This window comes from Streptomyces sp. NPDC090499 (genome assembly GCF_044769305.1).
Lineage (GTDB): Bacteria > Actinomycetota > Actinomycetes > Streptomycetales > Streptomycetaceae > Streptomyces.
On sequence record NZ_JBIVXP010000016.1, the window covers coordinates 196,415 to 215,722 of the forward strand.

Consider the following 19,308-nt stretch of genomic DNA (forward strand, 5'->3'; position numbering starts at 1 on the left):
CCGCCGCCACGCCGCGGCCGGTCAAGCCCCGGCCGCGGCGCAAAGGGCAGCCGTGTCTATGCCAGAGCGGCCTCCGCGTACGGTGTGATGGTGACCGGGCCGAGCAGGCCGTAGTCCTGCTTCGGCTGGGTGTAGACGGTGGGGCGGGTCACCTTCAGGCGGTTCAGGAGCGTGGTCGCGACGGTGACCACGAGGGTGTTGGAGCCGGGCCGCAGCCGGGTGCCGAGGTCGACGACGGGATCGACCTGGTTCACCGGTGGGAGGTCGTGGCCGTTGACCCGCACATGGACGCTGCCGGCGCCGATTCCGCCGAGACCGAGCTGCGCTCCGGCGGCGGACGCGTAGTCGGAGGGCAGGGCGAAGCTCGCGGTGTAGATTCCGATGCCGGAGACATCCTCCAGGCCGTCGATGCGCTGCCAGGAGGTGAGCTTCGACAGGGACAGGGTGTGCACCGTCGCGACGGTGCCGGTCGCGGCGCTTCCGGTCTCGCCCGGGTGAGCCGGGCGCCAGACCTCGACGCGCAGCGTCCACGACGACAGCGTGAGTGCCTTCGGTACGGCCTTGACCCGGGCGGTCGCCGATCGGCCGTCACTCAGTCGTGCGGTGTACGTGCCTGGTGTCGTCGTACGCGCGACCAGGCCACCGGAGGTGTGGCGTACGTCGGTGTCGGCGGTGACGGCGTGGAGCGCGGGGCTGTGACAACCGAAGTCCCGCGCGCTCGACAGAGCGAGCACCACCGCCTCACCGGCGGCGGCGGCGACCTGCACGGTCACTCTGCCCCGCTGCCGGGAGTCGTAGACCGCCAGGGGAGTGACCGCTCCGGTCCATGGGTCGATGCGGTAGGGACGGCCGTCGCCCTCCAGACTCACCGTGCCCTTGACGGCGCTCGTGGTGGTGTTGAGGAGGAAGTAGTGGTCGGTGTCGCGGTCGACGCGGCGCACGTGCAGCAGGCCTGTGATCCCGTCGGGCACGGCGGAGCCCATGACGTCCTGCCGTTTCAGGGCTGTCGGAATGCCGGCGGGCGCGGTGACGCGGGTGACCTGACCGTTGCGGCTCAACTCCCGCAGGACCCGGTTCAGTTCCGTGTCCTGCCGGGCAGCATCGAGGAAGCCCGTGGCCGCGGTGGGCAGGTCGCCCACCAGGATGACGGGCAGGCCCGCTCGCGCGAAGGCGAGGATCCTCTCCGCGCTGTCGAGCAGCATCGTCGCCAGCTCGGGCACGATCAGAGCCTTGTACCCGACGCCCTTGGCATCGAGGCGGCCGGCACTGACACCTGCCGCCGGCAGTCGGAGCAGGCCCCAGCTCACGAGCTGATAGGAGTAGCCCGCGTCGCTCAGCGCCGCTCCGTCGAACTGCTCGCTCGCGGAGTCGAACTCCTCCCGGTAAACGGCGACGTCGACCTTTCCGGTGCCCGACTGCAGCACCTCGTGGACGCGGGCCAGGTAGCCGGAAGCGCCGTCGATGTGTCGCCACTGAGGCTGGCGCGGGCCCCAGCACTCGGCGAAGTTGATGGGCGCGCCCAGCGGCGCCCACGGGTAGAAGCCCGGCCACTGGCCGGCCGGTGAGGACGCATAGGGGAACCCGTGGATACGTACCTGGTTGACGCCGAGCGCGTAGCCGGGGTTGGCGGTGGTCACCAGGTCGGCGAGGCTGAGGCGGTACGCGCCGTTGAGGACGGCGCCCATCTCGCTGGAGAGCACCCTGCTGTGCCGGCCCAGATCGCGACCGGCCGCCAGTATCCGGAACGAATCCGGTTCGGCGCCGAAGGCGAGGGACTCGCCCTCGGGCGCACCGGCCGTGGCCGCCACCAGGGCCGAGTCCAGAGGGGCTCCGTACGGCTGGGCGCGCAAGCTCATGCCCAGGGTGGAAGCCCAGCCGTTCAGCGGGGTGATGTGGTGGTCGACGTACAGATCGCTGAGCGACTGGAAGTAGTCCCAGCGCACCCGTTCGCTCGTCGCCGCGTTCTCGAAGACGTAGACGGCCTTGGACTGCCCGTGGACCAGGGGCAGGTACGGCTTGAGCCGGTAGCCCCGCCTGGCGGCGAACTCCTGCGGCATCCTCGGCGTCCAGTGCAGTTCGGTGAGGAACTCCAGGGAGTCCTCGAAGAAGTCGCCGCCCACATCGTGCAGCAGGGAACGCATCTGCGGGGTGAGGAGGTCCCGGTTCCACCAGTCGATGACGGCCTGGCTGCCCGGGGCACCGAAATGGTCCACGACGTAGGCCCCGGGGTCGGTGAACGAGTAGAAGTAGCCCTCGTAGTAGACCTGCCGCTCGATCATGCCCGTGCCGCGTGAGTAACTCGCGATGATCACCCACTCTCCGCCCGCGGGCGCGGTCCAGCGCAGCCGACCGGCGTTCACCTCGGGGGAGATGTCGGTCAGTGAGGCCTCCTCGATCACGAGGGGAGAGGCGGTTGTGCTGCCCACCACCTTGGCGGCATGCACGGCCTCCAGCACCGGGGTGACGGTGACCTCCGGAAGGCCGTCCTTGACGCCGCTCGGAGCCGAGTGGGGTGCGGGCACAGCCGAGTCGAAGGTGCCGCCGCCGGCCACGACGGCCTGACCGTAGGTGAGTTCCTTCATGGCCGCGTCGTCGTCGGGGTGAATGCCCGCGGCGACGGCGGGCCAGTACGGTCCGATGGTGAGGTCCGCCCGCAGCCGGCGCGCCTTCGCGGCACGCAGAGCCGCGATGACGCCTTCCTTCCACGCGGGGCTGCCCCATCCGTAGGAACGCACCGGCATCGGCTCGGTCTCGGTGTTGCGGACGTCGGCGATCTCGAAGCCCCCGAAGCCGGCGTCGGCCATCGCGTTGACCTCTCTGGTGATCTGTTGCGGCGTCACGCCGGCGCCGGGCCACCAGTACCGGAAGGTCGGTCGCCGCGCGGAGCCCGGTATCGCCAGCGTGCCGGTGAGCGGGGTGCCGACGGGGACCTCGCCGTGCGCGGCCGCCGCGGGTGACGACGCGGCACCGACGGCACCTGCTGCGGCGAGGGCCGTGCCGGCCGCCAGGACAGCTCTGCGAGAAGTTTCCCGGGGATTGGACGTCATGTGTGAACTCCTTGACGGGGCCGTGCGGATGGTCACCGGGTGATTCGTCGCTTCAGTGCGCGGGTGGGAGCGGACGCCACTCGGGCGCGGGAGAACGGGGACGCCGGGGGTGCGGCTCCACCACCGGATGAGTGGGGTGCCCCATCGGCCTGCGCCATGTCCGGGGAGGCACTCGTGGTGCTGGGAAAGGCGAGGCCGTAGTGAATCGATTCAAAGCCGATGCGTGAAGCATTTCCTGTGTCGTGGTGGATTTCAGGAGATGTTGAGGTAGAGGGCCCTGCGTTCGCCATCCGTGTGACGTGTGAAGTACGTCACCCTTTCAGGTTACTGTCCATCGAAGTACCGTCTTGCGGACCTGACTTGATTGAGAGATGGCCCGCGCGGTCGGCCTTCTGTCGCATTGGCCTGGGTGGCCTGGGTGGCCGGGGTCCTGGGCTCCGGCCCGTGTTTGATCTACCTTCGCCTCTTGAAGCGTTTCACCTCAAGGCTCCGGCTTCGGTTCCCGCGCCGCGCCGCGCCGTGGCCGGGCCGCCGGTGGCCGCCGTCATCGAAGCCCTCGCGCAGCTGGCCCCGGCGACCCGGGGAGATCCGCGACGGGCTCATCGCCCACCACCGCGTCTACTGGGGCTGGGTCAGCGTGGGAATGCTCACCAGGGGGGAGCACTCGAAGTAACCGGCTGATCGGCGACTCTCCTTCGCGGTGATCCGGACCGAGCAGTACTGCTCTCATCCAGCGGGGAAGTCGACCGGGATGTGGGAGCGGTAGGTGTGAGTGCCCGGGCCTGCGGCGTGGCGGGCGCCGTCCGGAAGGTGCACGGCCGCCCGGGTGCCCGGCGGGACGGTGACGGTGAGGGTGAAGGTGTCGCCCTCGTGGGTCCATCGTGAGTGGATGGGACCGTGAAGGGAGTCGTGCCGCGCGGTCGCGGAGGTGAGGCCGCCGCCGGGGAGCGGGGCGATGACGAAGCGGCGATACCCGGCGGTGCCGGTGCCGGGCTCCTCGCTGGGGCGGATGCCGGCGGTGTACTGGTGGAGGAACGAGACGACGGCGCCTTTGCTGTAGTGGTTGTGGGACATCGTGGGCATGCCGTGTTCATCGGTGCCCTGCCAGTCCTCCCAGATGGTGGTCGCACCCTGGTCGATCATGGCGAGCCAGGAGGGGGCGGAGCGCTGCAGCAGCAACTGGTAGGCGAGGTCGGGGTGGCCGTGGTCGGCGAGTACGGGCAGCAGGAGCGCGGTGGCGAGGAAGCCGGTGCCCAGGTGCGTGCCCGCGCTTCGGACCAGGGTGGCCAGCCGGTTCGCGGTCTGTTCCCGCAGGTGCTCGGGCACCAGGCCGAAGGCGAGGGCGCGGACCAGGGTGGCCTGTGTGCCGGGCCTGATGCTGCCGTCGTCGCCGATGAACTCCCGCTGCCAGGCGGTGCGGGCGCCGTCGGCGATGCGCCGGTAGGTGGTGTGGTCCTGGTCGTGCCCCAGGAGGCGGGCGATGCGGGAGAGCAGGTCCGCCGAGCGGTGCAGGTAGGCGGTGGCCACGTCGCTGTGATCGCGGGTGGGGTCGAGGTCGGGGGCGACGCCGGGTTCGAGCCACTCACCGAAGTGGAAGCCGCTGTCCCACAGGAACTCCTCGTGCGGCGCGGGGTGTTGGCGTCGTGCGGCGCGGTCGGGGTGGCGCCGGGTGCGGGCCTGGTCGGCGGCGTGGTCGACCCAGGCACACATCGAGGGGTACTGCTCGCGCAGCAGATCGAGGTCGCCGTACGCCCGCCAGATCTCCCAGGGGACGATGACGGCGGCGTCGCCCCAGCCCGCCGAACCGGTCAGTGGGCCCTCGGCGGAGCGGCGGCGTTCGGGCTCGGCGGCCGGGTCGGGGACGAAGTTGGGGACGACGCCGTCGGACCACTGGTCGGCGGAGAGGTCGCGCAGCCATTTGGCGGTGAAGCCGGCGACGTCGTAGAGGTAGGCGGCGGTGGGGACGAAGATCTGCCAGTCTCCGGTCCAGGCGGCGCGTTCTCGTTGCGGGCAGTCGGTCGGAACGTCGCAGGCATTGCCGCGCAGGCTCCAGACGGCCGCGTCGTGCAGGCGGTTGACCCGGTCGTCGCTGCAGGTGAACCAGCCGCTGCGGGTCAGGTCGGTGTGTACGACGACGCCCCGGACGTCGTCGGGTGACAGTTCGCCGGGGTGGCCTTCGACCAGTGCGTAGCGGAAGCCGTGGGTGGTGTGGCGGGGCTCGAAGGTGCCGCCGGGGTGGCCGGCCGAGATGACGCGGTCGGTCTGGCCGGCCGGGAGGCGACGGCCGGTGGCGAAGTCGAAGGCCCGGATGTTCTCGGTGGTCAGCTCGCCGTCGGGGGTGAGGGCTTCGCCGTGGGTCAGCACGAGACGGGTGTCGGCCGGGCCGAGGTCGTTGAGGCGGACCCAGCCGTTGATGTTCTGGCCGAGGTCGACGAGGTGGCGTCGTGGGCCCTGTGCGGTGACGGAGACAGGGCGGAGCTCCTCGATGCGCCGCACCGGCGGGGCGGGACTGGAAGTGAGGCGGGAGAAGTCGTCGTAGAGGCTGCCGCCCACCGGTTCGGCCTTGTCCCAGTCCGAGTCGTCGCAGGCGGGCGTCGACCATGCGGGGTCGTGCAACCGCAGGTCGGTCTCCTGGCCGTCCATGAGGTCGGCGGCGGTGATGGGGCCCGGAAGGCTGCGCCAGCCTGGGCCGGTGCCGAGGATCGTGGTCGTGCCGTCCGGGTGGTCGACGACCAGCTGGGCGAGAAGCGCGGTGCGGGTGCCGAAGCCGTCGGCCGCGCGTACGAAGCCGTGCCGGCCGCGGAACCAGCCGTCGGACAGGACGGTGCCCATGGCGTTGTCCCCGACGGTGAGCAGGTCGGTGATGTCGTAGGTCTGTACCTGGAGGTGGGTGCGGTAGGCGGTGAAACCGGGGGTGAGTTCGGCGTCGCCGATGCGCTGCCCGTTGACGAACAGCTCGTACAGGCCGTGGGCGGTGGCGTACAGGCGGGCTCGGGAGACCGGGCGGGTGAGGGGGAAGGTGTGGCGCAGCAGGTGGGCCGGGCGGTGGCCGGGAGGAGCGGGGTCGGTCTCGGCGGGTTCGATCCAACGGGCCTGCCAGTCACCGGCGTTCAACAGACCGGTCTCCCACCAGGAGGGCTCGGACCAGTCGCTCTCGCCCAGGTCGGTCCAGACCTTCACCCGCCAGTGCGTACGGGTACGGGACCCGGGTGCGGGGCCGCCGTGGCGCAGGAAGGTGTTGTCCGTGGACTCCACTCGTCCCGAGTCCCAGCCGTCCGCCTGGATCCGGTAGGCGGTCTGTCCCGAGGCGCGGCCCGGCAGTCTCCAGGACAGGCGCGGAGCGGCCACATGTGTGCCCAGGGGGCGATCGAGGTGCTCGGCACGCAGATGGGTGGGGCTGGCGGAGGTCACGCGTAACTCCCAGGTCGGTGCGGTCCGGAGCCCGGTGGCGGGAAGCCCCGGCGCGAGGACGAAGCGGATGGGGTGCCGACCGAGCAGCAGGCGGCGCCGAGGCCGCGGTGCCGAAGTGCTCGACGCCGCCGGTCGGGCGCCGTCGGCGAGATCGGTCGGCGGCTGGTCCGCCGGGGGGCACCGGGGCTCCGGAAGGAGATCGACGCCTGGTCGCGCCGGTGCCCCGAGCATCATGCGACGCAAAAACCGAGTGTGCTAGGTTTTTGGTGAGTGACGCGGATCACAGCCCAGTAGCGTTGATGCACCGGCCCGCTGGCCGGGCGGTGGGATTGGTTACGGTGGCCTGCATGACCAGGAGCATCCGAGGACCTCGCGGGAGTTACGCGGTGGGCTTGGCCCGCCGCGCGAAGATCGTGGAGGCGGCCGCTCAACGCTTTGCGCAGGAGGGCTACCACCGGACCCCGCTCACCCGTATCGCCGAGGACGTCGGCATCACCGAGGGGGGCCTGCTGCATCACTTCCGGTCCAAGAAGCACCTCCTCCTGGCCGTGATGGAGCACCGTTTCACCTCCGAGGACGAATGGTGGGCCAGCCTCCCCCGGGAGACGGTCGGTACAGACGTACTGCGCGCCATGGTGATGGCGACGGAGCGGCACCTCTCCGAGCCCGGCCTGATCGAGCTCTTCGTTCTGACCTCCGCGGAGGCGGCCGACGCGGACAGTCCCGCGCACGCCCTGTTCGCCGAGCGCTACGAGCGCGCCGTCGACGAACTGGCGCGGCAGCTGCGGCTCGGCGTCGACAACGGCACCGTCCGCGCGGGCACTGACTGCGAAGCTCTCGCCCGCGAGTGCATCGCCGTCAGTGACGGCCTGCAACTCCAGTGGGTGATCTCCAGGGGTGCGCTCGATCTGACCGGGGCGGTCCGCCTGCACGCCGACCGCATGGCCCGCACCATTACTCCTGACGGCAGTGGCCTGTGAGTCGGCGTCCCTGAGGCTCCAGGGGGCGGGCGCGGTCGTGTCCCCGTCGTGGTGCAGCCGATCACGGTCCGACGTCTCCGCTTCGGAGCCGTCGGTACCTCCTCCTGCGGGCCGCTGAGCGATCACCCCCGGTCGTGCCTTCGTGAGCCTCGACGGGGCCTGCCGTGTGGGCAATTCGCGCGATGATTTGCAGATCTCGTCGGCCTGATCGGTTGCGCCGGTCGGCGGGACACCATCGCGGGTGCTGCGGAGCCGATAGGGCGCGGCGGGTCCTGGTCGCCGTCGGCCGGTTCTGAGGTCCCCGGCTGCCGTCGTCATCGTGCGAGGGCGCGGGAGTGGGGCGGGCAGCTTGGCGCCTCTCTTCCGTGAGTGTGTGAGTGCCCCATGTCCCTTCCACGTGCGCCCCGGGGGTGTTCGTCGGCGGTCGCTGGTGCGTACGTGCGTGAGGCGCGGTGATGGGGCCCGCTTCCAGTGAGCCTGCGGTGTGATCTGGGTCACCTTCCTAAAACCTAGCGCACTCTGTTTTCGGGTCGCATGATGCTCGGAACATCGGCGTAACAATGCGCCGTCCTCCCTCCGGAGCTCCCCATGCACGCTGCACCCGGACCGGATCGGACATCAGCGGCCCCCCGCCGGGCCTGCTCCGCACCCTCGACCACCCTCGCCGACGGCGCCCGCAAGGAGACACCTGTGACACCGCACCTCCTGATCGCTCCGCGGATCCGCCGCAGAACTCTGGCAGTGGCCGCAACCGGTCTGCTCGGGCTCGTGGCCGCCTGCGGCGGCGGTACCCAGCCGGCCGGCGCTTCGGGGTCGGCGGGAGGTGACGCGAAGAAGACGATCGCCTTCTCGCCGCTGGCCCTGAAGATCCCCGCGATGAAGGGCCTGTCCGAGGGCGTCCAGAAGTACGGCTCCGCCAAGGGCTACAAGATCCTCGTACAGGACCCGAACCTCGATCCGCAGGCGCAGGTGACCGATCTCCAGAGCGTGATCGAGTCCGGCCGTGCCGCCGGCGCCTGGGTCATCGCCGTCCAGCCGTCCGCCCTCAAGGACCTGGTGAAGACCGCGCAGAAGAAGCACATCCCCCTGCTGCTCAACGGAGCCCCGGAGGACTACGCCCTCAGTGGCATGCAGGCCGGTGTCACCTTCGACGAGATCGACTACACGGCGCTGGGCAAGGCCAAGGGCGAGGCCCTGGGCAAGTGCGTCAACGAGCAGCTGGGCGGCAAGGCGAAGGTCATCTGGATGACCGCGGCGGCGGGCAGCGCCGGCAAGGCCGAGACGGAGAAGTCGGAGAAGGCCGCGCTGAAGGCCACGGCTCCGGGCGCCGAGATCGTGACCGAGATCGTGGGCAACGACCGGACCAAGGCGCAGACCGATGTGGGCAACGCCCTCCAGGGCAATCCGAAAGCCGACGCCGTCCTGGCCCCCAATGACGAGTCCACGCTCGGCGCGGTGGGCGCCTTCGCCGCCGCGGGCAAGAAGCTGTCGTGCGTCGTCGAGTCGGGCGGCAACGACGAGGTCCTGAAGGACGTGAAGGCCGGAAAGATCTACGCCTCGGTCAGCCTCCAGTTCCAGGCCGACATGACCCAGTCGTTCGACAAGCTGACCGCGATGATCGCGGACCCGACGAAGACCGGCGAGCAGCTCACGGTGCCGCAGAAGGTCATCACCGCTAAGGACTGACACCACGATGACGACCAGGACGAACCAGGCCGCGACGACCCCGGCCACGACCGTGACCACCACGGCGGATTCCACGGCAGCGGACGCCCCCGTCCCCACCGGGCACGACATACCCCGCTCGGTGTCCGTACTCGTCTTCGCACGCGACAGGGGCATCTTCGTCCTCTGGGGTGCGATCATCCTCGCGTTCACCTTCTGGTGCGCGCCCTACTTCGCCACCGTCGACAACGCCCTGCTGATCGCCAACGCCGCGGCGATCAGCGCGATCTTCGCCGCCGGTGTCGCCGTCGGCGTCATGACCGGGGTCCTGGACCTGTCACTGCCGGGCACGGCGGCGATCGCGTCCTGCGTGACCGGCTGGCTCATGACGCACGGCCAGCCGGCCTGGCTCTCCCTGACGGCAGGACTCGCGTGCGGAGTGGTGGTGGGTCTGGCCAACGGGCTGATCGCGCTGCGCGGCTTCAACCCGATCATCGTGACGATCGGCACCCTGTCCGTTCTCTCGGGCCTGGCGGCCATGATCGCGGGCGGCTACACCTTCCCCGGACTGGACGGCCTGGACTTCATGGGCACCCGCCGCTACGCCGGGATCCCTGCCCCCGTCTACATCGTCGCCGTCCTGTTCCTCGTCGGAACCCTCTTCCTCACCCGTACCCGTGACGGCATCCGCCTCATGGCCGTCGGCGGCAACGCAGAGGCGGTCCGCCGCTCGGGCATCCCGAGCAACCGGTACAAAGTGCTCGGCTTCGTGATCTCCGGACTCTGTGCCGCTCTCGGTGGCCTGGTCACCACGGCGACCACCACCGAGGCGACGCCCGAGGCCAGTCCCGGCATCATCTTCACCGCGCTCACCGCCGTCGCGCTCGCCGGTGTCGCCCTCAGCGGCGGACGCGGCAGCCTGCCCCGGGTCCTCGTGGGGGCCCTGATCCTCGCCACGATCTCGAACGGCCTGACGATCCGCGGTGTCAAACCCTACGGGGCGACGGTCCTGACCGGTGCGCTGCTCCTTGCCTCCCTGGCCCTTGAACGGTTCATCCAGCGCAGCGTGTCCGACCGGCTCATGGCCGCCGGCAACCTGTCCGCGCACCAGAAGCAGGTATGACATGAACGACCAGCCCTCGGGCAACACCCCCGCGCTCGAACTGAGCGGGATCGATCTGCACTACGGCTACGTCCGGGCCCTCGCCGGCATCGACTTCCACGTCATGCCGGGGGAGGTCGTGGGCCTGCTGGGCGACAACGGCGCCGGCAAGTCCACGCTCCTGAAGGTGATGTCCGGCGCCCACCGGCCGACTGCGGGCACCATCAGGGTGCACGGCAGGCAGGTCGAGTTCCATGCCCCCAGCGACTCCGCGGCGGCCGGCGTCCAGATGGTCTACCAGGACCTGGCCCTCGTGGACCCCCAGGACATCTCGACCAACCTCAACCTCGGCAGGGAGGTCCTGCGCAAAGGACCGCTGGGATGGCTCGGGTTCGTCGACCGCAAGGCGATGCGCGCGCGCTCGGAGGCGGAACTGGACCGGCTCGGCGTCCGTACGGCTCCCATGACGCGCCCCGTCGAGATGCTCTCCGGCGGTCAGCGCCAGGTCGTCGCCCTGGCCCGCAGCGCGATCCGGGTCTCCGGGGAGACCAACGGCGTCCTTCTGCTCGACGAACCCACCGCCGCCCTCGGCTACGAACAGACCAAGCAGGTGGAGGCCCTCATCCGGCGGATGGCCGACCAGGGCATCGCTATCGTGCTGGTCACCCACAACCTGCCGCTGTGCGAGGACGTCGCGGACCGCGTCGTCGTCCTCAACCGCGGCAGCAAAGTGGCCGACGTGGCCATGGCCCAAACGGACACCGATCACATCGTCGGCTGGATCACCGGCGCCCGGGTGTCACAGTTCGCCGCGTGAGCACGCGCGCGGCGGACAGGTTGTGAGTCTGAGATCTCCACCCTGGTGCCGCCCCGGGGAGACGACTGCGCCGTAGCGCAGGACACGGCTTACGGGGCATGAGAGCCTCCGGACGCTGCTGAAGGGTCCATTCTCCAGCAGCCCGACTCCATCGACCCAGGGCACATCAGAGTCTCCACCTCACCCGGGGTGGTTCACGCCCGCGACGGCCGAAATCATGATCTCTGGGCTCGCGGACGCACTGTCCGGCTCCCTGGGACCCTGACCGGTACTTCGGTCCGAGGACCGGGGATCAGCCGGACCGGGCGTGAGACAGTCAGTGTCTCGGCCCGTGCGAGGCGCTGTCAGCCGGCTCGGACGCCGTCGCCGGCCCCTGGGTGTGGTCGTGGGCGGCCGCGATCCCGCGGCGCGTTCAGAGCGACAGGCCGAGAGTGACGATCGCGGCCGCCGATATCAGGCCCAGGACGATCGGGCCCATCGCCCCTCCGCGGGCTTTCGGGTCGTTGTAGTCTCCAGCGCGCCCGTGGTATCCCACGGCGCCGACGAAGACCAGGACCAGTCCGACCGCCGCGGCGATGCCCAGGGGGTGCCAGAAGACACCTGTGATCAGGCCGACGGCGGCAGCGACCTCGGCAAGACCGATGACGGGCACCAGGCCGGCTCTCACCTTCAGGTGCTCACGCAGTTGAGCGGGCGTGCTGCCCTTGTTCAACAGCTTCGGGAAGCCCGCACCCGCCACGGCGAGGGCCAGCAGGATGCTCAGGACGTCAGCGACGATGTTCATTCTTGATTCCGTTCGTTTCTCGGGCGGTGGAGGGCGGCACGGGGCCGCGATCAGGGGTGGTCGTCCGCGGGATCAGGCGACGCGCAAGGCGATCTTGCCGCGGATGTGTCCGGCGATGAGGGCCTGCAGCGCCTCGGCCACCTGGGCCAGGTCGTAGGTCTGATGGATGGTGACGGTGATCGTGCCGTCGGCGAGGTGGCGCGCGACGCGCTGCAGGATGTCGGCGGTCGGGGCGTGCATGACGTCGGTGCGGCCGGGGCCCTCGCCGGCGGCGCCGGTGGGGGAGGCGATACGTCCGCCGTCCTTGACGACTTCCGCGTACGGGGTGGGCCGGTAGGAGGTGACGGCGTCGACGAGCGCGTCGACCCCCTCGGGGTACGACCCGGACACCGCCGCGGCGATGTCCCCGTCCAGGACCTCGCTCACCCCCAGACCGCGGAGGTACTCCTCGTCCTCGGGTCGGCCCGGGGCCAGGACGGTGGCGCCCGCCGCCCGTGCCAGTTGCACCACGATGCTCCCGACACCGCCCGTGGCGCCGATCACCACGACGGTCTGCCCGGGGCGCAGTCCCAGCGCGTCGACGGTCATGACGGCGGTGGTGGCGGCCAGGCCGACGGCGCCGGCGGTCGCGGTGTCGGTCCCGTCCGGTGTGCGGGTGAGTATGTCCTCGCCGATCACGATGAGTTCGGCCCAGGCGCCGTCGCGGACGGGTGCTCCCATCGGGACTTCGCCGAAGACCCTGTCGCCGGTCCCGACGCCGGTGACACCGGGGCCGACGGCGTCGACGACCCCGGCGAAGTCACGGCCCAGGGTGATCGGCAGTTCGTGGGGAACCATGTCCTGGAACATGCCCTGTGCGATGCCGGCGTCGAGCCAGTTCACCGACGACGCCTGAACGAGGACCAGGACCTGGCCGGGGCCGGGGGTCGGCTCCGGAGCGTCGCCAAGCACGGGCGCCGTGGCGAATTCGTTGATGGCGACGGTCTTCATGGGTTTGCTCCTCGCGCACATGGCTTCGCGCCCCGATTTGCATGATGCGTCATTCACTCTACATGATGCGTCATGTATCCGGACAGGCATCTCTCCGGAGAGATCGGTGTCACGTGGCTGCTTCGCCGGCGCGGTAACCCGTCAGAGAGTCTGGCCGTCGCCCGGCGCGTCCAGGGGTGCGTCTTCCTCTGGCGGCGGAGGCAGGCTCGCGGCCGTGTCGGTGATCAGGTCGACGAATGCGACGCATTTCCTTGACGTCCGCGCCGGCTGCGAACACCCGCTCACCGCCCCAGAGCACGACGGCACGTATGTCATCCCGGCGTGCGCACTCGGTGGCCAGCACGCCCAGCCTGTCCTGCGGGGCGATGTCCAGCGCGTTGGGTGGGCGGTTGAGTCGGAGGGTGGCGACGCCGTCGGCCGCCTGGAGATATGCGGTCACTCTGGCAGAATCCGCCGCCGTCCCGCTGCGCCGCATCGGGGTACCGGTGGTCCGCGACCTGCATGCCGCCTACACCGCTGTGGCTCGCATCCCCCCCACCGGTCGTCGCCGCCATCACCGGATATGCCCTGGGTGGTGGATGCGAAGTGGCCCTGTGCGCGGACCATCGCATCGCCGCCGACGACGCCCGGCGGGGCCAGCCGGAGATCCTGCTCGGACTGATCCCCGGAGCGGGCGGTACCCAACGCCTGGCGCGTCTGATCGGCCCCGCCAGGGCCAAGGACGTCATCTCCACCGGTCGGCGCATCACGTCCGACGCCATCGGGCTGGTGGACCGGGCCGTGCCGACCGACGAGGTCCATGCGCAGGCGCACGCATGGGCGGCGCGGCTCGCCAGGGCCCGGCCTTGGCTCTGCGCGCCGCGAAGGAGGCGGTGGACAGCGGGCTGGGGGGCGGAACTACTCGACACCGGGCTCGCGCTTGAACGAACCCTGTTCGCCGGCCTGTTCGCCACCGAGGACCGTGAGCATGCGGAGCTTCATCGAGAAGGTGTCCGGTAGAGCCGAGTTCCTGTGAGCCCCGTCCCGCCGAGCGACCGGTGCGCCGGGCGTGGCCGACCGCGTGGTCGAGCCTTCACCGTGACGCCGTCGCTTCACCGGCTCGGCGGCCGCTGCCCTCCAAGTGGTCGAGCAGATGACCGGTCAGGCTGGCCATCTGGGTCACCTGATCCGGTGACAGGACGTCGAAGACCAGTCTGCGGACTGCTTCGACGTGGCCCGGGGCGGCTCCCTCGATCGCGGTCCTGCCCTCTGGGGTGAGGCGGAAGGTGGCGCCGCGGCGGTCGGTCTCGCACTCCTCCCGCTCGACCAGGCCCCGGCGCTGCATCCGGGAGAGTTGATGAGACAGGCGGCTCTGTTCCCAGCCCAGGCTGGCACCGAGCTCACGGGCACGCAGTGCTTCGCCGGAGGTGCCGCTGAGACGTCCGAGCACCTCGTAATCGGCGACGGAGATGCCGTGCTCGTCCTGGAGCTGCCGGCCCAGCGCCGTCTGCAGCTGGGAGGTCAGCTGCATCAGCCCGCGCCAGGCCCGCTGCTCCTCGGCCGTCAGCCATGTGGTCATGGAGCAAGCGTACCGGAACGAATGACGCATCATGCATATTCCATGACGTGCCATTCAATTGCTGGTTGGTCGCATGCGCGAAGAGCGATCATGAAGACCTTGGCCCGCACCGAATCCGGCGGGCGGCCACTGCTGTGCGGTGACGCCCCGGAACCCGCCACGAGACCCGGGCAGGTGCTGGTGCGTGTCGAGGTATCGGCGGCGAACTGGCTCGACACGGTCATCGCGCACGGCGTGTACGAGGCCATGGCTGCCACCGGCTGCCGACGGTCCTGGGCTGTGACTTCGCCGAAGTCGTCGAGGTCGTGGGGGCAGGGTGTCGCCGCGGTCGAGGGCGGTGACGAGGTCTTCGGCGAGGTAATCACGGGGCGGACCGTCCGCGACGGAGCGTGCGCCGAGCTCATCGCGACGGGCGGGCACGCGCTCACCCGCGAGCCCGCCCGTCGCGACATGGCCACGGCCGATGCCGCCGCCCTGGCGGCCGCCACCGCCGTCTCGGTGAGGTCGATCTTGGTCGCATGCTCGCGCAGGCGGGCGTTGTTCTGTGTTTCCAGCTCGTGTACCGGCTCGGGCCGACTGTCGCCACCACGCTGCCGCCTTGGGTACTCCTCCCGTTCGGTCGGCCGCCGCCGCTGCATCCGGGTGAGCTGGTGGGACAGGCGGCTCTGTTGCCGGGGGAGGGGTGCGCCGAGACCACGGGCGCGCACCCGGTGGGCGGGGGCGCCATGGAGGCGACCGAGCACTTCGTAGTCGGCGAGGGGGGCGCCGTGCTCGGCGTGGAGGTGGCGGTCCGGACGGAATGGAGCTGTGCGGTCAGGTTGATCAGCCCGCGCCATGCCTGCTGTTCGTCGGCCGTCAGTCATGTGGTCGCGAGGGCAGTCTGGCGGAATAAATGACGCATCATGTAAGTTGCTCAATGATGCGTCATGTAAAGGTAGTGCTCGGTACAGACTTCTAGGAGCGGTCATGAGAGCCGTCACCGTGAGCGAGTTCGGCGCGCCGCCGACGGTGCGCGACGACGTTCCCGAGCCCGTGGTGGGGCCCGGGCAGGTGCTGGTCCGCGTGCGGGCGTCGTCGGTGAACTGGTTCGATGCGGACATCGCCCACGGCGTGTTCGCAGCGACCGTGCCGCACCACCTGCCGGTCACCCTGGGCCGCGACTTCGCCGGGACCGTGGAGGCGGTGGGCGCAGGCGTCCGCACCGTCGAGGTCGGCGACTGGGTCTTCGGAGAGGTTCCGGCGGGTGAACCGGTACACCGGGGCGCCTGGGCGGAGCTCGTCGCCACCGGCGAGCACACGCTCGTCCGCAGGCCGGCAGCCCTGGACGCCGGCACCGCCGGGGTCGCCGCCCTGGCGGCCACCACCGCGGTCATGACCGTCGACGCGCTGGACCTGGCGTCCGGTGACACGGTGCTGGTGGTCGGTGCGACCGGCGGCGTCGGCGGTATCGCGGTGCAACTCGCCCGGGCGGCCGGTGCGACCGTCCTCGCGCCGGGACTGCCCGAGGACGAGGAGTATCTGCGCGGCCTCGGCGTGCACGAGATCCTCCCGCGAGGAGGCGACGTCATCGGCGCCGTACGCGAGCATCACCCCGAAGGGGTGGACGCACTGCTCGACGCGGTCACCGCATATGAGATCACCCCGTTCGCGGACCTCGTCCGGAGCGGCGGCCGGATCGCCTCCCCGACCGAGGCCGCCGGCTACGGTCCCGGCCGCACCAACGTCTCGCACGGCCCGTGCACCGAGATCCTCGCGCGCGTGGCACGTCACCTCGCCGACGGCACGATCACCATCCCCGTCCACGACACCTACGACCTGGCGGACGCGGCCAAGGCCCTGAAGGCCCTGACCGCCCACCACACGCGCGGCAAGATCGCTGTGCGCGTCACCTGATCTGTTCAAGGAGGCAGCAATGACCACACCCCTCACTGGGCAGCGGACCCTGAACCGCGTCACCGACAAGCAGCAGCTCGGCCCCGATGCCCAGGTCGACGACAAGGCCCTCGTCTTCGTGCCGGCCGACCCGGCCCTGACCGACCCCTTCCTCGCCCTGGTCGAGGACTGGTTCTCCACCCCCGGCTTCGAGTGGCACCCCCACCGCGGCCTGGAGACCGTCACCACCGTGGTGGACGGCGTCCTCGAACACGGCGACAACCTCGGCCACGCCGGCGCCCTGCAGCCCGGCGAGGTGCAGTGGATGACCGCCGGCCGCGGCATCGTCCACCGCGAGCTCGCCTACCGCAACGAACACGCGCACGTGCTGCAGATGTGGCTCAACCTGCCCGCCGCGAAGAAGATGACCCCGTCGCGGTACCAGGACATCACCCACGCCGCCATGTCCCGCGTGGAGGCGGCCGGCGTCAGCATCGACGTCCACGCGGGCACCGTCGGCGGCGTCACGGGCGCGGCCCGGACCCATCATCCGGTCCAGGGCGTGGTCGCCACGCTCGACCCCGGCTCCCTTTACGACCTTCAGGTCCCTGCTGAACACCGTTTGTTCGCGTATGTCATGGACGGCCGCCTGCTGATCGGCGGCCGGGAATTGCGCGCCGGCCAGACCGGTTGGTCCGACCCCGTCACTGCGGGAGCAGGCGGCGATACGGCGACCACGACACTGCAGTTCGCGGCGACCGATCCCGAGCGGCGCGCCCGGGTGATGGTCTACAGCGGTACGCCGCTGCGTGAACCGGTCGCCCTCGGCGGTCCGTTCGTGATGAACACCAAGACCGAGATCACCAAGGCGTTCACCGACTTCCACGCCGGCGCCTTCGGTCCGGTGCCGCGTCTGGCCCGGATCGCCTATGACCGATGACCCGGGCCTTCGGCCGCCCGGCGACGAGCGAGCCCACCACACACGGTCCTGGTACGTCCGAGGTGACAGTCGCCGGGGCGGCCAAGTGCTCGCCATCTGCTGACCCTGGGCTCCGCGCCGGACTGTTCGATCGGGCGTCTTCGCAGGCAACGGCGGCGATGGCGGGCAGGCCGCGTAACTCATCGAGGCCCAGGCGGTCGGGCGCGTGCTGGGAAGATCAGTTCCCCGCAGGCCGGGCGTGACCGGCGAGGTCGGCGGCTGCGTCCGGCCGGGACGGTGGATCGGGGAGGTCGAGCCCCTCTGGGGTGGGGTGGGATGCGGCGGATGGTGGTCGATGCCGGCACCTACGATCTGCACCCGCAGGCCACGGCCTGTCTGGCCTCGTTGTGGTTGCGGGGGTGTTCGGTGAACACCGAACGCGCTTACGCGGGTCGTGCGGCCCTTACCTGAACCACTGTCAGGACCGGGCATCGACCGGGCCGCTCCGCGTTTTTTGTTGCTCGCGGGGCTGCGGCGGTGGCTGGTCGCCGAGCCACTCGCCCCGTGTTCTCGCCGATGGTCGTCGCTGAGCCGCAATTCCACTCGCCCGGCACGGCGAGCACGGTGATGACCGTGGTGAGCGGATTACTCGGGTTCGGTGCCGTGCATGGCTGGGTCATGTCCGAGACGGTGGTGGTGCTGTCGGAGCCGAAGCGACTGTTCCGTCTGCCGCCGGGCTGCGACCCGGGCGAGCCAGGCCGGTCGCGCACCGTGGAGGCGGCCGCGTCCCACTTCGCGTTGACCGATCCGGGTTACCACGACCATAGCCATGAGCAGATCGTCACGGTGATCGCTCCGGCGAGGCAGGCGAGGGACCGGTTCCTGCTCGCTCTGCTGACGTGTACCGGGCCGCGAATCGCCGAGGCAGTGGGGGCTTGCTGCCGGCGTGGAAAGTGCCGAGGTCTTCCCCTCGCAGCGTGGAGACGATCTATGCGGCCAGTCCATCGGCGCGGGTGGGCTCGGCAGTCACGTTTTCGTGGTCGATGGGGCTCTTGAACCCGCACACGCTGTGCAGCCGCCTGGCGTTGTAGAACTCGGTGATCCAGGTGGCGATCTTGACGCGTGCCTCGGTGCGGGTACGGGTGCGGAAGGTGCGGCGGTGTGCATACTCGACTGTCGGGACGCTGTTGAACGCCTCGCTCGCGGCGTTGTCGAAGCAAGATCCGGCTCTGCCCGTGGACCGGCCCACGCCGAGCTCTCGGCGGGCCCGCCTGAGCCGCCGCGAGCAGTACTCGCTGCCCCTGACCGTGTGCGTGATCACACCGCGCGCGTCGCCGCCGTGGGTGGCTGTTGCCATGTTCAGGGATGCGACAACCAGGTCGGGGTCGTGCCACCCGGTCATCGCGTAGCCGAGCATGCGACGGGAGAACAGGCCGATGACCGTGGCCAAGTGCAGCTTGCCCTCGCCGGTTTCGATTTCGGTGAGTTCGCTCGCCCAGACGAGATCGGGCCCTTCGCGGGTGAAGTCCCGGCGCACGAAGTCCGCAGCGGGCGGCCGCTTGCCCGGCCTCGTCAGTGACCGGCGCGGCAGCGCCCATCCGCATGGCCGGCCCGAGTTCGGCCATCACCTTCGCGACCGTGTTCACCGGCACTCGCCACCCTCCGCGCGTCAGCTCGATGAACACCTTCGGTGAACCGTCGGTATTGCCGCCGGCGCTGCCTGCGAGGAGAAGTCGCCGTTCCTCAAGGCTCTCGAATCCGTACAGGCGGCCCCTGACTAGGCAGCCCTACCCGACCTGGTGACGATGCCCAGGCGCATGCAGGTGAGCCTCTCGCGGGCGCCACCGCTGTTCACGGCACCGACACAGACGCTTGCGTCGTCGCGGGTAACTCGGTGTGTCCACCTCGCGTGAGGGCTTCCCCCTGGTTCACAGTCAGCGGCTCCCCGCGAATCACACATTGGCACAAGCCAAGGCTAGCAATCTGTTTCAGGTCATGATAGTTATGATCTGATCCTTTCAGGTGACAACTAGATGGACGTCGACTCATGACAGACACGAAACACCTGGACGAGCGGTTTCGGACTCCTTCGGGTGTGCGGACGCTGACGCTCGGTGACACGAAGCTGACCTTCGTCCCGGACGGCCAGGCCACGCTGAACGC

Annotated in this window: 14 protein-coding genes and 1 pseudogene; 7 read left to right on the plus strand and 8 right to left on the minus strand. The window is 70.2% G+C overall.

Annotated features, from left to right (window positions below; translation table 11 throughout):
* Positions 1-56 precede the first annotated feature (56 nt).
* Positions 57-3,047 carry a glycosyl hydrolase gene (locus ACIQVL_RS39830; protein WP_403477854.1) on the minus strand — a complete coding sequence of 997 codons (2,991 nt, stop codon included), beginning with the start codon at positions 3,045-3,047 and terminating at the stop codon, positions 57-59.
* Between the two features lie 726 nt (positions 3,048-3,773).
* Positions 3,774-6,458 (minus strand): family 78 glycoside hydrolase catalytic domain, encoded by a 2,685-nt coding sequence (locus tag ACIQVL_RS39835; protein WP_403477855.1) that lies wholly within the window; start codon positions 6,456-6,458, stop codon positions 3,774-3,776.
* Positions 6,459-6,805: 347 nt separating this feature from the next.
* Here ACIQVL_RS39835 and ACIQVL_RS39840 point away from each other — a divergent pair, with 347 nt between their 5' ends.
* The 4 genes from ACIQVL_RS39840 to ACIQVL_RS39855 all read left to right on the plus strand — a co-directional run bounded on the left by ACIQVL_RS39840 (position 6,806) and on the right by ACIQVL_RS39855 (position 11,022).
* Entirely contained in the window at positions 6,806-7,438 is a 633-nt protein-coding gene (locus ACIQVL_RS39840; protein ID WP_403477856.1) for a TetR/AcrR family transcriptional regulator, read from the plus strand.
* A 690-nt stretch (positions 7,439-8,128) separates the two neighbouring features.
* The gene (locus ACIQVL_RS39845) at positions 8,129-9,124 is read left to right on the plus strand and encodes a sugar ABC transporter substrate-binding protein (RefSeq protein WP_403477857.1); all 996 of its coding nucleotides are present in this window, start codon (positions 8,129-8,131) and stop codon (positions 9,122-9,124) included.
* A gap of 7 nt (positions 9,125-9,131) precedes the next feature.
* Positions 9,132-10,226 carry an ABC transporter permease gene (locus tag ACIQVL_RS39850; protein WP_403477858.1) on the plus strand — a complete coding sequence of 365 codons (1,095 nt, stop codon included), beginning with the start codon at positions 9,132-9,134 and terminating at the stop codon, positions 10,224-10,226.
* A gap of 1 nt (position 10,227) precedes the next feature.
* Positions 10,228-11,022, plus strand: coding sequence for an ATP-binding cassette domain-containing protein (locus tag ACIQVL_RS39855; RefSeq protein WP_403477859.1), 795 nt, complete (start codon positions 10,228-10,230; stop codon positions 11,020-11,022).
* A gap of 412 nt (positions 11,023-11,434) precedes the next feature.
* Here ACIQVL_RS39855 and ACIQVL_RS39860 read toward each other — a convergent pair whose 3' ends face one another.
* The 3 genes and pseudogenes from ACIQVL_RS39860 to ACIQVL_RS39870 all read right to left on the minus strand — a co-directional run.
* Positions 11,435-11,806: a DoxX family protein gene (locus ACIQVL_RS39860; RefSeq protein ID WP_403477860.1), complete on the minus strand. Its 372-nt coding sequence runs from the start codon at positions 11,804-11,806 to the stop codon at positions 11,435-11,437.
* A 72-nt stretch (positions 11,807-11,878) separates the two neighbouring features.
* On the minus strand, positions 11,879-12,796 hold the full coding sequence (locus tag ACIQVL_RS39865; RefSeq protein ID WP_403477861.1) for an NADP-dependent oxidoreductase: 918 nt from the start codon (positions 12,794-12,796) through the stop codon (positions 11,879-11,881).
* 235 nt (positions 12,797-13,031) lie between these two features.
* Positions 13,032-13,271: pseudogene (locus tag ACIQVL_RS39870) on the minus strand (enoyl-CoA hydratase-related protein); the annotation flags it as partial.
* Positions 13,272-13,381: 110 nt separating this feature from the next.
* Here ACIQVL_RS39870 and ACIQVL_RS39875 point away from each other — a divergent pair.
* The gene (locus ACIQVL_RS39875; RefSeq protein WP_403477862.1) at positions 13,382-13,795 is read left to right on the plus strand and encodes an enoyl-CoA hydratase/isomerase family protein; all 414 of its coding nucleotides are present in this window, start codon (positions 13,382-13,384) and stop codon (positions 13,793-13,795) included.
* Between the two features lie 73 nt (positions 13,796-13,868).
* On the opposite strand, the gene ACIQVL_RS39880 is transcribed toward ACIQVL_RS39875, so the two are convergent.
* Both ACIQVL_RS39880 and ACIQVL_RS39885 read right to left on the minus strand, forming a co-directional pair.
* On the minus strand, positions 13,869-14,354 hold the full coding sequence (locus ACIQVL_RS39880; RefSeq protein ID WP_403477863.1) for a MarR family winged helix-turn-helix transcriptional regulator: 486 nt from the start codon (positions 14,352-14,354) through the stop codon (positions 13,869-13,871).
* Between the two features lie 29 nt (positions 14,355-14,383).
* A complete protein-coding gene (locus tag ACIQVL_RS39885) occupies positions 14,384-14,992 on the minus strand; it encodes a hypothetical protein (RefSeq protein ID WP_403477864.1) in 609 nt (202 codons plus the stop codon).
* A 328-nt stretch (positions 14,993-15,320) separates the two neighbouring features.
* On the opposite strand from ACIQVL_RS39885, the gene ACIQVL_RS39890 reads away from it, so the two are divergent.
* Both ACIQVL_RS39890 and ACIQVL_RS39895 read left to right on the plus strand, forming a co-directional pair.
* Positions 15,321-16,247: an alcohol dehydrogenase catalytic domain-containing protein gene (locus ACIQVL_RS39890; RefSeq protein WP_403477865.1), complete on the plus strand. Its 927-nt coding sequence runs from the start codon at positions 15,321-15,323 to the stop codon at positions 16,245-16,247.
* A gap of 19 nt (positions 16,248-16,266) precedes the next feature.
* The gene (locus ACIQVL_RS39895; RefSeq protein WP_403477866.1) at positions 16,267-17,166 is read left to right on the plus strand and encodes a pirin family protein; all 900 of its coding nucleotides are present in this window, start codon (positions 16,267-16,269) and stop codon (positions 17,164-17,166) included.
* A 967-nt stretch (positions 17,167-18,133) separates the two neighbouring features.
* On the opposite strand, the gene ACIQVL_RS39900 is transcribed toward ACIQVL_RS39895, so the two are convergent.
* Positions 18,134-18,682 carry a DDE-type integrase/transposase/recombinase gene (locus tag ACIQVL_RS39900; RefSeq protein WP_403477867.1) on the minus strand — a complete coding sequence of 183 codons (549 nt, stop codon included), beginning with the start codon at positions 18,680-18,682 and terminating at the stop codon, positions 18,134-18,136.
* Between the last annotated feature and the right edge of the window lie 626 nt (positions 18,683-19,308).

Bases quoted from the DNA above. Each gene is read 5' to 3' on its own strand.
- ACIQVL_RS39830 (WP_403477854.1), bottom strand. From the start codon at position 3,047: ATGACGTCCAATCCCCGGGAAACTTCTCGCAGAGCTGTCCTGGCGGCC.
- ACIQVL_RS39840 (WP_403477856.1), top strand. From the start codon at position 6,806: ATGACCAGGAGCATCCGAGGACCTCGCGGGAGTTACGCGGTGGGCTTG.
- ACIQVL_RS39850 (WP_403477858.1), top strand. From the start codon at position 9,132: ATGACGACCAGGACGAACCAGGCCGCGACGACCCCGGCCACGACCGTG.
- ACIQVL_RS39855 (WP_403477859.1), top strand. From the start codon at position 10,228: ATGAACGACCAGCCCTCGGGCAACACCCCCGCGCTCGAACTGAGCGGG.
- ACIQVL_RS39860 (WP_403477860.1), bottom strand. From the start codon at position 11,806: ATGAACATCGTCGCTGACGTCCTGAGCATCCTGCTGGCCCTCGCCGTG.
- ACIQVL_RS39865 (WP_403477861.1), bottom strand. From the start codon at position 12,796: ATGAAGACCGTCGCCATCAACGAATTCGCCACGGCGCCCGTGCTTGGC.
- ACIQVL_RS39880 (WP_403477863.1), bottom strand. From the start codon at position 14,354: ATGACCACATGGCTGACGGCCGAGGAGCAGCGGGCCTGGCGCGGGCTG.
- ACIQVL_RS39885 (WP_403477864.1), bottom strand. From the start codon at position 14,992: ATGCAGCGGCGGCGGCCGACCGAACGGGAGGAGTACCCAAGGCGGCAG.
- ACIQVL_RS39890 (WP_403477865.1), top strand. From the start codon at position 15,321: ATGAGAGCCGTCACCGTGAGCGAGTTCGGCGCGCCGCCGACGGTGCGC.
- ACIQVL_RS39895 (WP_403477866.1), top strand. From the start codon at position 16,267: ATGACCACACCCCTCACTGGGCAGCGGACCCTGAACCGCGTCACCGAC.